The organism is Desulfovibrio legallii, assembly GCF_900102485.1.
Taxonomy (GTDB): Bacteria; Desulfobacterota; Desulfovibrionia; order Desulfovibrionales; family Desulfovibrionaceae; genus Desulfovibrio; species Desulfovibrio legallii_A.
In genome coordinates, this window is sequence record NZ_FNBX01000006.1 from 37,822 (window position 1) to 50,459 (window position 12,638).

General features: G+C 62.9%; 11 protein-coding genes. 2 read left to right on the plus strand and 9 right to left on the minus strand.

The features are described from left to right. Positions 1 to 58: 58 nt before the first annotated feature. Complete coding sequence (locus tag BLS55_RS05100) at positions 59 to 595, plus strand: hypothetical protein (protein WP_257243136.1); 537 nt, start codon at positions 59 to 61, stop codon at positions 593 to 595. Between the two features lie 301 nt (positions 596 to 896). On the opposite strand, the gene BLS55_RS05105 is transcribed toward BLS55_RS05100, so the two are convergent. From BLS55_RS05105 to BLS55_RS05120, 4 genes are all read right to left on the minus strand, one after another. Further along, the gene (locus tag BLS55_RS05105; protein ID WP_092153287.1) at positions 897 to 2,270 is read right to left on the minus strand and encodes an aryl-sulfate sulfotransferase; all 1,374 of its coding nucleotides are present in this window, start codon (positions 2,268 to 2,270) and stop codon (positions 897 to 899) included. Positions 2,271 to 2,527: 257 nt separating this feature from the next. Next, positions 2,528 to 4,114, minus strand: a complete 1,587-nt coding sequence (locus tag BLS55_RS05110; protein ID WP_092153288.1) for an outer membrane homotrimeric porin — start codon at positions 4,112 to 4,114, stop codon at positions 2,528 to 2,530. A gap of 30 nt (positions 4,115 to 4,144) precedes the next feature. Next, the gene (locus BLS55_RS05115; protein ID WP_092153289.1) at positions 4,145 to 5,545 is read right to left on the minus strand and encodes an SLC13 family permease; all 1,401 of its coding nucleotides are present in this window, start codon (positions 5,543 to 5,545) and stop codon (positions 4,145 to 4,147) included. A gap of 72 nt (positions 5,546 to 5,617) precedes the next feature. After that, complete coding sequence (locus tag BLS55_RS05120; RefSeq protein WP_092153290.1) at positions 5,618 to 7,066, minus strand: aryl-sulfate sulfotransferase; 1,449 nt, start codon at positions 7,064 to 7,066, stop codon at positions 5,618 to 5,620. A gap of 210 nt (positions 7,067 to 7,276) precedes the next feature. On the opposite strand from BLS55_RS05120, the gene BLS55_RS05125 reads away from it, so the two are divergent. Further along, the gene (locus BLS55_RS05125) at positions 7,277 to 7,951 is read left to right on the plus strand and encodes a Crp/Fnr family transcriptional regulator (RefSeq protein WP_092153291.1); all 675 of its coding nucleotides are present in this window, start codon (positions 7,277 to 7,279) and stop codon (positions 7,949 to 7,951) included. A 62-nt stretch (positions 7,952 to 8,013) separates the two neighbouring features. Here BLS55_RS05125 and BLS55_RS05130 read toward each other — a convergent pair whose 3' ends face one another. From BLS55_RS05130 to BLS55_RS05150, 5 genes are read right to left on the minus strand one after another with little or no spacing between them, the layout of a single operon-like run. Then, on the minus strand, positions 8,014 to 9,084 hold the full coding sequence (locus BLS55_RS05130; RefSeq protein WP_092153292.1) for an HD domain-containing phosphohydrolase: 1,071 nt from the start codon (positions 9,082 to 9,084) through the stop codon (positions 8,014 to 8,016). After that, on the minus strand, positions 9,084 to 9,692 hold the full coding sequence (locus BLS55_RS05135) for a PqiC family protein (protein WP_092153293.1): 609 nt from the start codon (positions 9,690 to 9,692) through the stop codon (positions 9,084 to 9,086). The genes BLS55_RS05130 and BLS55_RS05135 overlap by 1 nt, the downstream gene beginning before the upstream one ends. After that, positions 9,692 to 10,660, minus strand: a complete 969-nt coding sequence (locus BLS55_RS05140) for an MlaD family protein (protein WP_092153294.1) — start codon at positions 10,658 to 10,660, stop codon at positions 9,692 to 9,694. Before BLS55_RS05140 ends, BLS55_RS05135 begins: the two co-directional genes overlap by 1 nt. After that, positions 10,657 to 11,505 carry an ABC transporter ATP-binding protein gene (locus BLS55_RS05145; protein WP_092153295.1) on the minus strand — a complete coding sequence of 283 codons (849 nt, stop codon included), beginning with the start codon at positions 11,503 to 11,505 and terminating at the stop codon, positions 10,657 to 10,659. Before BLS55_RS05145 ends, BLS55_RS05140 begins: the two co-directional genes overlap by 4 nt. 3 nt (positions 11,506 to 11,508) lie before the next feature. Next, a complete protein-coding gene (locus BLS55_RS05150; RefSeq protein ID WP_092153296.1) occupies positions 11,509 to 12,636 on the minus strand; it encodes an MlaE family ABC transporter permease in 1,128 nt (375 codons plus the stop codon). Between the last annotated feature and the right edge of the window lie 2 nt (positions 12,637 to 12,638).

A 12,638-nucleotide genomic window follows, 5' to 3' on the forward strand; every position in this document is an offset into this window, starting at 1 on the left:
CAGGCCCCTGTGCCTGGCCCTGATCGCGGGCTGGAGCACGGGGGAGTGGGGTCTGGCCTTGCCGTTGGGCATTGTTTTTGAGCTGCTCTGGCTGGATACGCTGGAGCTGGGCGGGGTAGTGCCGCCCTACGGCGGGCTGAGCTTTCTGCTGGCCTTTCCTCTGTGCCGCCATTTTGGGCTGACCCAGGCGGGCGCAGCCTTGGTGCCCCTCTTTTTTTCCATGCTGGCGGCCTATGCGGCAAGCTGGCTTGAGCTGCGCCAGCGGGCGGCGCAGAATGTTCTGGCTCCGGCCCTGGAGGCATGGTGCGTCGGCGGCCGCGGGGGCATCCCCCCTTCCCGGGCCGTGCTGGGGGCCGCCCTGCGGCGGGCGGGCTGGCAACTGGGCTTTTACGCCCTGTGGTTCTGCGTGTTGTATCTGCTGCTGGCGGCGCTGACGGCGGGGGGGCACTGGCCCCGGCTGGCCCTGGTGACCTGGCCCGCCATCTATGCGGCGGCGTTGCTGGGTGCGGTGCTTTCGCTGCGCACGCGGCAGGCTTACCTGGTGCTGGCTGCCTCGCTGGGCTGCCTGGCCCTGCTGTTCTGGCTGGGGGCGTAGCGTTTTTTCGTGTGCCGGGAAGCAGGCGTGCGGCAATTGCCCGTGGTGCGCCTACCGTGCCGCACCTTTCGTGCGGCCAGGGCCCGCGCCTGCGCCGCACAAAAAAGGGCATCGCCTGCGCGGCGGATTGGTCCGCGCGGGCGATGCCCAAGGGCTGTGGGGCGTTGCAAGCGAGAGCAGTTCGGGGCTGCCCGTGCGGCTGCCCGCCGTGTAGGCGTAAGCGCAAGTTACTCGTGTCGTTAAGCGCCGAAACGGGCGTGTCTTAAACGTTGCGCATGCCTGTTCTCAACGTTCCTCTGCTCTATCGGGCCGCCGCGGGCTTCCAGATTTCAAAGAACCGGGGGTAGCCCGGCAGCAGGGGCTGCTTCCGGCTCAGGTCCTTGCCTTTGAGGCCGGGGTAATCCGGCGCGTATCTGTAGGCGCGGTGGATCATATTGGTGAAGGTCTGGTGCGCGTTGGGCACGGCGTCCTCCCTGTCGGAAAAGATCGGTTTGGCCTTGCCCGCCATGATGGGGTTGACGAATTCCCAGACCACTTCGCCCGCCGGGGTTACTTCAAAAAGATGCCCCTGGTGCGTGGAGGTGACCAGCACGTTGCCGTTAGGCAGGCGCTGGGCTGCGCCCTGGCGGTAGCTGAAGAAGCTGTTGGAGCCGTTGGCCGCATACTGCCAGACGATCTTGCCGGTCTTGAGGTCCACTTCAATAACGCGCGAGCGGTTGCCTTCGGGGCGTTCCGAGCCGTTGTCAAAGATCTGCACGTTGCCGTTGGGCAGCATGGTGGCGTTGTGTTCGCCGAAAACCTGCTGTGAACCGTCGTCGTACCAACCGGGACGCGCCCCCTGACCGTGCGTGGAGGGGTTGCCCCAGCGCTTGACGATTTTCCCGCTTTTTTTGTCCACAATAAACACTTCACTGAAGTTGCGGGAATTGAGCAGAACCTGATCGGTTTTCGGCAGGTACTGCACGGTATTGAAGTGCGACCAGTCGAAGCTGTCGTAGCCGGGCCCCACGGGCGTGGGCAGGGCGTAGTTGATGTCCAGCTGATCCGGCCCTGTGCCGATGTGATCCCAGGCGTGCCATTCCCAAACAGTTTTGCCGTTTGGGTCCACTTCGCGCACAAAATCCACCCAGAAATCGCGCACGACCTGGCCTTTGATCTTCACTTCTTCGGGCCAGGTGCCGGGTTTGCGCCCCTTGGCCTGGAATTCCGCCGGGGTTTTGCGTTCCCAGCCAAGCACCATGGTGTTGCCGTTGGGCAGGCGGTCGAAGCAATGGTGCTGGATCTCGTTCTCTGAGAGCATGCGGTAGGACCAGACCACATTGCTGTTCCAGTCCAGCTCTTCAATGATGCCGCCTGCGCCGCCGATTTTGGTCGGCTGCTCTTTGGGGGCCGCCGCCCGCAGCAGATTGCCGTTGGGCAGCAGGATGGCGTAGAGCCCAGGGGGGTACTTGCTCTGCCAGGTGTGGACAACATCGCCATTCATATCAATAAGATATGTTGTTGTGCATTTTACCGTGGGCGCAAACAGCGTGTAGCCCTTAAAGGTTTTTTCCGGGGTATATTTGATGACGCCGGTGGGGCCGTCGTGGACCTCGTAGGCCGAGGCCCCCTGGGCAAAACCCAGCGCCAGCAGCGCCACTGTTCCTGCCAAAAGCGAACGGAGCGTCGTGTTCATGATGCACCCTCCAGGAGGAATTTTTTTAGAGCAGATTCATTTTGAGAATATGCCCGCTCAAAGTTTACGGCACGCCAGTTTCGGCGCTTAACAGCGCAAATAACTTGCGCTTACGCTACACGGCGGGCGTCTTGCAACGTTGAGAAGGCATATTCTCAACGTTGCAAGACGCGCACTTTGATGTTTTCCAGCCCAATGCAGGCTTTATTCTGGCGTCTGCTCACGCAGTTTCCAGGGCAATTTCAAAGCGAAATTGCCTAAAAGGCGTAGATAACGTTCAGGGAGGCCTTCCAGGCGTCCTTCATGTTCAGGCTGGTGCCGGCGATGTTCTGGTATTTGCCCCAGACGTCCTTATCCAGCCAAAGGTGGATATAGCCCAGCTCGCCCACAAAGGTCAGGTTTTCCGTGGCCTTGAACTTGTTGTCCAGGTTCACTTCAATGCCCGTATCCGACGTGGTGAGGTAGGTGCCGAAGGAATTGAAGTCCGTATTGTTGCGGTAGATCTGGCGGCCGTCGTTATCCACGGCCTGGCGTCCCGTGATGTAGGAGGCCATCTTGGTGTTGTTGGTGCCGCCGAAGTAGTTGACGCGCAGGGTGTGGGTAAGGTTCTCCAGCGAGGGGATATCTTTGACGCGCGCGCCCACGCCCCAGGTGCCCGTGGGGTTTGTGCCCAGAATGCCTTTGCCGCCGCCGATGATGGGGTTGCCCCGGTAGCCGAAGGTGGACAGGGAATTGGTCAGGTTGTTGGTGGTGGTAAGGTAGGGCATGCGTTCCGAGCCGTTGCGGGGGTTGTCGTCATCGCCGCTGAAGTACCAGCCGTAAAGGCCGGGCAGGCCCCATTCCGTGGCATATTCGGCCACCAGCATGCCGTACCAGCCCTGGCGGTTGAGGTAGTCCCGACCGTGGTTCACGCTGCCGTACACAAAATCCCAGCTCAGGCGGAAGGGATCCAGCATGGTCCACTGGCCGGTCAGGCCGCCCCAGCCCATGGTGCTGTACTGGTCGCTCCAGAGGGTGGATTGCGGCCGCACGCTGCTGAAAGCCGCCGGGTAGAGACCATCGCGCAGCTGCAGGCCGTCGATGCGCTGGTTGGCGTTGTGGTTGGCCAGGGTAAAGGTTTTGCTGCCGCCGGGGGCGTCAGTGATCATGTTGCTTGTGAGCAGTGTGTTGGGGCCCATAGCCCCGCCCATGCCCCAGGGCGTGATTTTGAGCCCTTCAAAGGTCAACGGCACGGAGAGGACAAACAGATCAAAATTGTCCATGTAGTTTTGCGGCTGCGCGGCATTGCCCGTCCAGTTGTCGTTGTAGAGGCGCATCCACACGCCCGTGATGCTCACATAGGGGTTGAACTTCCAGGAGGCGGTGATGCCCGCCACATCGTCCTGGAAGACGGGGCTGTCCAGGGCGAAGCCGGGCAGCTTGACGCCCTGCAGGCCCATGCGCAGCTTAAGGGCGGTGTGGGGGACCATCCAGTCGATATAGGACTGTTTGACCTTGACCAGCGTGCCGTCCGCGCCCAGCGCCCCGCCCTGGGAGGCCGTGCCCCAGCGCTGTTCGCCGATTTCAAAAAACACGGTTCCGGAAAGGCTTTCTGAAGCCACGGCGTGCAGTTGCAGGTGCAGGCGCTGCATGGCTTCAAATTCGTCGCGCTGCTGGCGTACCGCAGCCCACTGCTGGCCCACGGTGTGGTTGCCCCGGCGGTCTTTCCCCATGAAGTTGCCGCCGTTGATGTAGTCAAAGGCAAACTGCCAGCTTCCCTTGACCTGAAAATCCACCGCCCGGCCTTGTCCGGCTGCGCCCAGCACCAGGCCCGCAGCCAGCAGCAATGTAGCCAACCTTTTCATCTTCGCCTCCTTCCTTGTTTAGTACGATCTTCAGCCCAGCATGCGCCAGTAGGGCATGGCAATAAAGGCCACAAAGGCTCCTGCCAGAAAAATGCGCAGCGCCATTACCAGAACCATATCTTTGAAATTGATGTAGCCGGAGCTGAAGAAGTAGAGGTACAATGCGTACTCATAGGGGAAGATGAGATTATCCAGGCCATACTGGAACGAAAAGTACAGAAGGCGCGGATCAATGCCCATCTGCATGCCCAGCTCGGTGATGGGCGTGGAAAGGGTGGATGTGGCCGCCAGCGGCATCAGCAGAAAGTTGACGGCCACGCCCACGGCGTAGGAGCAAAGCCCGGCCAGGGTGGTGCCCGTTTCGCTGAACAGCGGCAGCACCAGCCCGGCCAGCCAGTGGGTTACTTTGAGGTAGCCCCCGGCCGCGCCGATGGCCATGCAGCCCATAACGAAGAAAAGCGGCGCAAAGTTGACGGAGGCCAGGCGCTTGCCGTCCATAAGGCTGACGCCGGGCAGGAAGGCGGCGGACATGATGAGCACCAGCACCGTGCCGGCGCTGAGGTGGTGCAGCTTGTCCGTGGCGAGCAGGATCAGGGTGACGCAGAGCAGGATCAGCGCGCGCTTCTGCTCGTCTGTCATAACGCCCAGCGCCTGGTGCTGCTGGCAGACAATGGCGTGCAGTTTTTCCTTATTCACCGAGGTGCGCAGCACCAGCAGCACGATGCCCAGGGACATGGCCGTGTAGAGCATGGCCGGCGGGAAATTGAATTTGGCGTATTCCATCCAGCTGGTGTGGGTGCCCATCACCTTGTCCGCCAGGCCCATGCCCATGACCAGGTCGCCCGCGCCGGTGAGGTAGGCCAGCTTGGTGGAGCCCACGGCCAGGCAGGTGCCCAGCACAATGGCCGTGGCTTCCCGGCTTTTGGGCTTGAAGTCCAGGGCGTCGCACAGGGCCAGGGCCACGGCGCAGAAAATGGCGGCCTTGCCCATAATGGAGGGCACCAGCGGGGCTACGATGACCGCGCCCAGGGTAATGCCCGCCAGCGCCCCGGCAAAGCTGCCGCCGGTGAGCTTGACGCAGGTCAGGGCGATGCGCTTGCCAAGGTTCGTGGCCTGAATGATTTTGCCAAGGGTAAAGCCGCCGATGACGATAATGGCCACATCCGAAAGCCAGGGGGCGAAGACCACCTTCTGGGGCACGCCGCAGAGCAGGACGTAGAGGATGGGCAGCAAGATGCCCACGGCCACGTCATTCAGCGTATCCAGCGCCCAGGCGCAGACAGCCCAGAGGGTTACGGCCAGAAAGGCCAGCATGGGCGGCGTCAGGCTGCCATCGTGCGGCAGCAAATAATACGCCGCCAGGGGCAGAACCAGAGAAAACGCCCACTTGGCCAGCAGCCCGGGGGTCAGGTCCGAAGTTTTGAGCAGCATAGGGCAGATCTCCTGCGGAGGTGTGGGGGGACGACCCCGCCCGCGTCGGGCGGGCGGGGTCGTCCGGAGGGTTTAGTCCTTGGGGTCTTCCACGGAGGCCACGCACAAGGCGTTGCTGCCCTCGTAGGGCTGGCAGCCTTCCACGCTGACTTCCTTGGCCCTGTCGCCGGCGGCAGCGGCGCCGGGCACGCGGAAGGTGGTCACATCCAGGGGCGCAATGGGGGTTTCAGCCGGTTTTTGCGCCTGGGGCACCCATTCGTAGGGCACGCGGTAGGCGCGGTAGGTCATGTTCATGGGCACATGCTTGCCCCAGTAAGGCGAAATGAATTCCCAGACGATTTCGTGATCCGCCGTCACCTCAAACACGCGGCCGTCGGAGCCTTCGGTGATCAGCGTATTGCCGTTGGGCAGGCGCTGCATGCCACTGATAAAGGGGCTGTAGAAGCGGCTGCTGTCCATGGGTTCCAGGAAGCCGGCTTCTTTGGGCGTGTACTGCCACACGATTTTGAGGCTGACGGGGTCTATCTCCAGCACGCGGGAGTGGTCGCGCAGGGCGGCTTTGACGCCGGTAGGCGCGCCGGGGTTGGGCACGTCGTAGCCGCCCCAGCCGCCGTTGTCGAACACAAGGATGTTGCCCGCGCCGGGCAGGCCGTGGGGCACCATGTGGGCGTGGTGCTGGCCGATGATCCAGCCGATGGCCTTAAGCTCCGGCGTGGTGTCGTAGTCCGGCCCGATCTTCCAGGTGATCTTGCCGGTCTTTTTGCTGATGATGAAGATGATGTTGGTTTCCCGGCCGTCCACAATGATGTTGTCGGGGTGGAAGCGCTCGTCCCCGGCGTCGTACCATTTGTTGGGGCCAAGCACGGACATGGAGTTGATGTGCATCCAGTCGCCCATGCCTTCGGGCTGGGTGGGGCGGTAGTTGGGGTTGCGGCAGAGGGTGTTTTTGGGGCCTTCGCGGAAGCCCATTTCGTTAAAGTGCTCGTTGCACGACCACTCCCAGAGGATGTCGCCGTTCCAGTCCACTTCCAGGATCAGATCGTCCAGGAGCTGCTTGTCGCTGATTGCGCTATTGCGCACATTGCGGTGGGCAAGGACCAGGGTTTTGCCTTCCAGCGCCTTGGGCTCCATGCCGGGCGCGTAGTAGCCCACGGGGTTGCCTTCACGCTGAAAATCGTGGTGATAGCGGGCCATCCAGCGGCCGGGGATGCCGGGATCCTCAATAAATTCGTTTTGGTCGAATTTCCAGACAATATTGCCGTCCCAATCCACCTGGACAACGTCAAGGCCATCCTGCACACTGTATTTGCCGCTGCGGCGGCCGCGGCTCGTGACAAGATAGCCGCCGGGAAGGATTTTATTGGGCATGCCGTGCACGCCCTTCCAGACGTTTACTTCACGGCCGTTCATATCCATAAGTACAGCGCCGATCTCCTGCGCCTGAAATATGGTGTAGCCGCCCCAGCACTTTTCCGGTTTGAAAAGTGTAACACCAGTAGGATAGATTGTCGGATGGCCCATACTGAACTCCTTATGTTTTTTGTTTGCGTAACCTTGGGGATGCCGCCCCAAAAATTTTTTTGGAATGGTAACAGCAAATAATACTTTGATTTCCATTCCATGGTCAGAGCATATGTCCGTTTGTTGATTTTGCGTGTTCCAATTGCAACATTTTTCACATTCTGTTTCATTTAGCATTGAGCCTACCCGGCAAGCATGGAGGATTCTACGATGCGAAAAAAATCTGAACACGGCTGTTCGCGCGGTATGGCCTTCAAAGAAATGGACAATATGAACACCCCCTGGCGTGCGGTGCTGCACCTGGGCAAGCGGGTGGCCTGGCCCAAGGGGCACCGCGTGCAGTTCGGGCGCGCGCTGTATTTTCTGGAATGTGGAAAAGTGCGCTTAACGCACCAGAATCTGGAGGGGGTGGAAAAAATCCTCTGGTATATTCAGGGCGGCTGCCTGTTCGGTGAAACGCCTTTTTTTGATCCCATGCCGGCGGAAAGCTATTTCTCCTGCGTTACGGACTGTATTGCCTATGAATTTACGCAGGACGCCCTGAAAGAAATCAGCAAAAACAGGCCGGATCTGATTATCAATCTACTGGAATCCATGTCGCGGAAGCTGCGGATACTGTCCAATCAGGCGTCTTCGCTGTATCTGGACAATGTGCTGGTGCGCACATGCAAGTTCCTGGCCCAGCGGCTGCAGCCGGGGTCGGACCCGCTTAAGGCGGAGCTGGGCATGTCGCGGCAGGAGATGGCCTCGTTGCTCGGCGTGCACCGCATTTCACTTTATAAGGTGCTGCGGCAACAGGAAGAAAGCGGGATGTTCGGTCCCTTTACCCGGGACAGCATCATTATTCTGCAGCCGGAGGCTTTTTTTAAACTTGTGGAGAGCTGAGGCAGAGCGGAAAGGGGAAGAAAGGCGGTAAAAGCGGCCTGCCGCCGGGGGCGCGGGCCGCGTCAGGCATCGTTGAACTGCGTGGCAATTTTTTCAAACCTGTCCTGAATGGCCAGAAAGGCGTCCACCACATCGGGGTCGAACTGGCTGCCCTTGCCGTCCCCGATGATGGCCGCCGCGGTCGCGTGGGGCATGGGCGCTTTGTACACGCGCCGGCTGCGCAGGGCGTCGTAAACGTCCGCAAGGCTCATGAGGCGGGCGGCAAGGGGGATTTCCTCCCCTTTGAGCCCGCGCGGATAGCCTTTGCCGTCCCAGCGTTCGTGGTGGCAGTAGGCGATGTCGCTGGCCACGCGCAGAAAGGAATTTTCCCCCAGCATCTGGTCCGCGGCGGAGAGCACGGCCCAGCCGTGTACGGTATGGGTCTTCATGGCCTCATACTCTTCGTCGGTGAGGGGGCCGGGCTTGTGCAGCACCGTGTCCGCAATGGCCACCTTGCCCACGTCGTGCAGCGGCGCGGAAAGGTAGAGCCAGAAAATGGCGTCGGCGTCGAGCTGGTCCGCATACCGGGGCAGGCTGGCCAGTTGTTCCGCCAGGGCTTTGACGTAGCTCTGCGTGCGGCGGATGTGCGCGCCCGTCTCCGTGTCGCGCCATTCGGCCAGGCTTGCCATGGCGATGATGGTGGCTTCCTGGGTCAGGGAAAGCTGCCGGGTGCGTTCGCGCACCAGCTCGTTAAGGTGGTCGCGGTAGCGTTTGTACCTGAGCTGGTTGGCCACCCGGTTGCGCACCAGCGAGGCCCGGAAGGGCTTGATGACGTAGTCCTGCGCGCCCAGGGAGAGCCCCGTGGCCTCGTCGGTTTCTTCGTTCTGGGCGGTGATGAACATGATGGGGATGTCGCGGGTGGCGGCGTCCCCCTTAAGACGGCGGCAGACTTCATAACCGTCCATGCCGGGCATGATCACGTCCAGCAGGATAAGGTCCGGCGGCTGACGACGGGCCAGGCGCAGGGCGTCCGGCCCGTTTTTGGCGAACATGATGGTGTAGTCGTCGCGCAGGCTCTCGCTGAGGATGCGCAGGTTTTCCGGCGCGTCGTCCACCAGCAGCACGCGAAAGCGCTTGTTGTCCGGGAAGGGCATTACGGCCGGCCCCGCAACAGCGGCGGCAGCCGCTCGGCCAGATGCGCCCCCAGGCCGCGCACCAGGCGGCTTTCGGCGGCGGTTAGGGCCGCGTAGTCCGCGCCCGTCTCGCCGCTGCCGGGCACGGCTTCTTCCGCCGTATACACGCCCCGGTCCAGCACAGCGTCGTGCCGGTCGCGCAGGGTCCAGCGCGCCTCCAGCGCGGCCGTGCCCGCAAGACTGCCGTCCAGGCGCTGGAGATCCAGCTGCAGGAGGTAGTCGCTTTTGTCCTCGTCGGAAGGGGCCAGTACGGCGACACCCGTCGGCAGCAGGGCCGGGGCCAGCGCGCCCTGCACGCTGCGGCGCACGCCCGCCTGCAGCGATTCGGCCCAGATGTGGAATTGGGCCACGGTAACCTGCGTGCCGGGGCCGCGGGTAACGATGCCGTTGCGGTCCAGGTATTCCGGCAGGGCCACAGGGGCCAGGCGCAAGGTGCGGGCGGGCAGGGCGGCCGTGCTGGCCGGGGGCGTGGCCGCTTCCAGCAGATAATAGCGGGTGGGCGCGCTGCGCCCGCAGGCGCAGAGCAAAAGCGCCAGTGCGGCAAGCGCAAGGGGCAGAAGGCGTGGCATCAGTGTCTTCCTTGCCTGCCTTTGAGCAGGGCTTCAGGGTTGCGTTCCAGCATTTCGGCCAGGGCGCGCAGAGCGCGCGCGGCGTCCGAACCTTCCTTGAGCATGCGGCGCAGGTCGGCCATGGCGGGCGAATCCCGCCCCAGCACGCCCTGGGCCGAAGCCGTGGCCGCGCGCAGCTGCTGGGCCGCCACGGCCATGTTCTCCATGGCCTGGCGGAAGGAGAGCAGGGTGGCCGGCAGCTCGCGCTCCATAGCGCCGCTGGCCGTATCCATGCTTTGCAGAATCTGCTCCGCGTGCGCGCGCATGGGGCTTTTGCGCAGCAGGTCGCGCAGCTCTTCAAAGGTATCGGCAAAGGCGGTCAGACCCCGTTCCAGGCGGTTCTGGTCCAAGGCGCGGGCCAGGTTCTGCAGAATGGTGTCCAGCGAGGCGGTCATCTGCTCCAGGGGCAGACGCTGGATGGTGCTCTGGAGCGTATCCATGGGCGAGGGAATGGTGGGAATTTCCATCTCCGGCGTGGAGGATCTGAAGTTGGCCGGGCTGCCGGGGTAAAAATCCAGCTCAATGCGGTACTGCCCGGTGATCAGGCTCTGCAGCTGCAGCCGCGCCCGCATGCCCCGCTGGACCATGCGGCGGATGATTTCCTCATGAAAGCCGTCCGCGGGCGCGCCGGCGTTTTTGGCCAGCACGAAGCTGCGTTCGTCGATGCGGATGTAGACCGGGATGGTGACGTTGGAATCGCGCGCGTTGGCCACCAGGTTGATGCGCGTGACGCTGCCCATGGGCACGCCGCGGAAGACCACGGGAGCGCCGGTAGAAAGGCCGCTCACCGAGCCGTCAAAATAGAGCACATATTCCATGTCGTTGCTGAACAGACGGCTGCCGCCCAGCCAGAGGACGCTCAGCACAAATAGGGCCAGCGCGCAGAGCACGAAGGCCCCCACGGCGGTTTTGGAAACAGGTTTGCTCATGGGGCGGAATCCTTGTCCTTGGCCGCAGGGGCCTTGGCGTCTTCCGGGTCGGCGGCGCGGGCCGCGCCCCGGGTCAGAAACAGGCGGGCGCTCTCCGGGGTGGCCGGGTCCTGCGCCAGCAGGTCAGGACGCCCCTGAGCGGCCACCAGCCGGGTTTGGGCGTCCAGAAAAATGCTGTTGCTGGCAATGGCGAAAATGCTGGCCAGCTCGTGCGAAACAATGACAAACGTGGCTCCCAGGCTGTCCCGCAGCTCCAGGATGAGGTCGTCCAGCAGGCGGGAGCTCACCGGGTCCAGCCCGGCCGAGGGTTCGTCCAGAAACAGAATGGCCGGGTCCAGAGCCAGGGCGCGGGCAAGGCCTGCCCGCTTGCGCATGCCGCCGCTGATCTCCGAGGGGTAATAGTCCTCAAAGCCGGCCAGCCCGGTCAGGGCCAGCTTGAGCGCGGCCTGTTCCCGGATTTCCGCCGGGCCGAGGCTGGTGTACTGCTGCAGGGGCAGGCCCACGTTTTCCGCCAGCGTCATGGAGCTCCACAGCGCGCCGCCCTGAAACAGCACGCCAGTGTGGCGCATGATGCCGCGGCGCTCAACCTCCGTACCGTTCCAGAAATCCGCGCCGCTGTACAGCACCTGTCCGGTCTGGGGGCGCTTCAGGCCCATAAGGGCCCGCAGCAGGGTGCTTTTGCCGCAGCCGGAACCGCCCATGATGAAAAAAATGTCCCCGGCGCGCACGTCAAAGCTCACGTCGCGCATAAGCACAAAGGAGCCGTAGCCTACAGTAAGATTGTGCACCCGGATGGGGATGTCCTGCGGGGCGGCGGCAGCGGCGGAAGCAAGAGGCGCGTGCATGGTTCAGACCTGAAGGACGTTGCAGATGACGGTAATGATGGATGTGGCCACGATAATGCCCACAATGGCGTGAACCACGGCCGTGGTGGTGGCCCGGCCCACGGCCTGGGCGCTGCGGCCGCAGCGCAGCCCCTGATAGCAGCCCGCCAGGGCCACAATGATCCCGAACACCGTGCCGTAGACCAGACCGATGAGCACATGCTTGAAAGGCACCATCTGCACTGTGGCGTTGGCGTATTCCATGGGGTTCAGATCCAGCATGAGTGTGCCCACGGCAAAGCCGCCCAGCACGCCCATAAGGTCGGCGTAGAGGGTCAGCAGGGGAATCATGAGGGTCAGGGCCAGCACCCTGGGCAGCACCAGAAAATCTACCGGAGAAAAGCCCAGGGCGGCAAGGGCGTCCACTTCTTCGTTAACCTGCATGGTGCCGATAAGGGCCGCGTAGGCCGCGCCCACCCGGCCGGACATGACCACCCCCACCATGATCGCGCCCATAACCCGCAGCATGCCTATGCCCACCAGCCCGGCCACATAGATCTGCGCGCCGAACTGGGTAAGCTGCACAGCGCCCACAAAGGCCAGGATCAGGCCGAACAGCAGGCTGGTCAGGGAGATGATGGGCAGGGCCAGCACCCCGCATTCGTACATGGCCGTCAGCAGATCCTGCGGCCGCATGTTGGCCCGGCCCACAAAAAGCCGCCCCACTGCCAGGGTAACGTCGCCAAGAAAATCAAGGAAATCTTCAATTTTTGGCGGCAGCGCCAGCACACTGTCGCCCAAAGCGGCCAAGAGGCCCCGGCGTTGGGTGGTTTTGCCCGCGCCTTCTTTGGCCGGCACGGCAAAAGCCAGGTGCAGCAGCCGCTCCAGACCTTCTGGCAGCTCCGTGCGCACGGTCAGCCCACGGGTGTGGGCCGTCCTGAGCAGCTGCACCAGAAAGACCAGCAGGCTGCTGTCCCACTGGCCCAGGGCCGCATTCGCCACCTCCAGCCGGGCCACGCGCTGGTCCGCGGCCTGGCGCAGGGCGTCCTGGGCCGCCTGGGGCCAGGGGGCTTCCATGTTCCAGCGGCCGCCCACGCTCACGCGGAGCAGCGGCCCCTGCACGGCGACGGTCACTTGCGCACTTGTTTCCATCT

What these genes read in the sequence shown, in the direction of transcription:
- BLS55_RS05105 (WP_092153287.1), bottom strand. Translation starts at nt 2,270, where the DNA reads ATGAACACGACGCTCCGTTCGCTTTTGGCAGGAACAGTGGCGCTGCTG.
- BLS55_RS05110 (WP_092153288.1), bottom strand. Translation starts at nt 4,114, where the DNA reads ATGAAAAGGTTGGCTACATTGCTGCTGGCTGCGGGCCTGGTGCTGGGC.
- BLS55_RS05115 (WP_092153289.1), bottom strand. Translation starts at nt 5,545, where the DNA reads ATGCTGCTCAAAACTTCGGACCTGACCCCCGGGCTGCTGGCCAAGTGG.
- BLS55_RS05120 (WP_092153290.1), bottom strand. Translation starts at nt 7,066, where the DNA reads ATGGGCCATCCGACAATCTATCCTACTGGTGTTACACTTTTCAAACCG.
- BLS55_RS05125 (WP_092153291.1), top strand. Translation starts at nt 7,277, where the DNA reads ATGCGAAAAAAATCTGAACACGGCTGTTCGCGCGGTATGGCCTTCAAA.
- BLS55_RS05130 (WP_092153292.1), bottom strand. Translation starts at nt 9,084, where the DNA reads ATGCCCTTCCCGGACAACAAGCGCTTTCGCGTGCTGCTGGTGGACGAC.
- BLS55_RS05135 (WP_092153293.1), bottom strand. Translation starts at nt 9,692, where the DNA reads ATGCCACGCCTTCTGCCCCTTGCGCTTGCCGCACTGGCGCTTTTGCTC.
- BLS55_RS05140 (WP_092153294.1), bottom strand. Translation starts at nt 10,660, where the DNA reads ATGAGCAAACCTGTTTCCAAAACCGCCGTGGGGGCCTTCGTGCTCTGC.
- BLS55_RS05145 (WP_092153295.1), bottom strand. Translation starts at nt 11,505, where the DNA reads ATGCACGCGCCTCTTGCTTCCGCCGCTGCCGCCGCCCCGCAGGACATC.
- BLS55_RS05150 (WP_092153296.1), bottom strand. Translation starts at nt 12,636, where the DNA reads ATGGAAACAAGTGCGCAAGTGACCGTCGCCGTGCAGGGGCCGCTGCTC.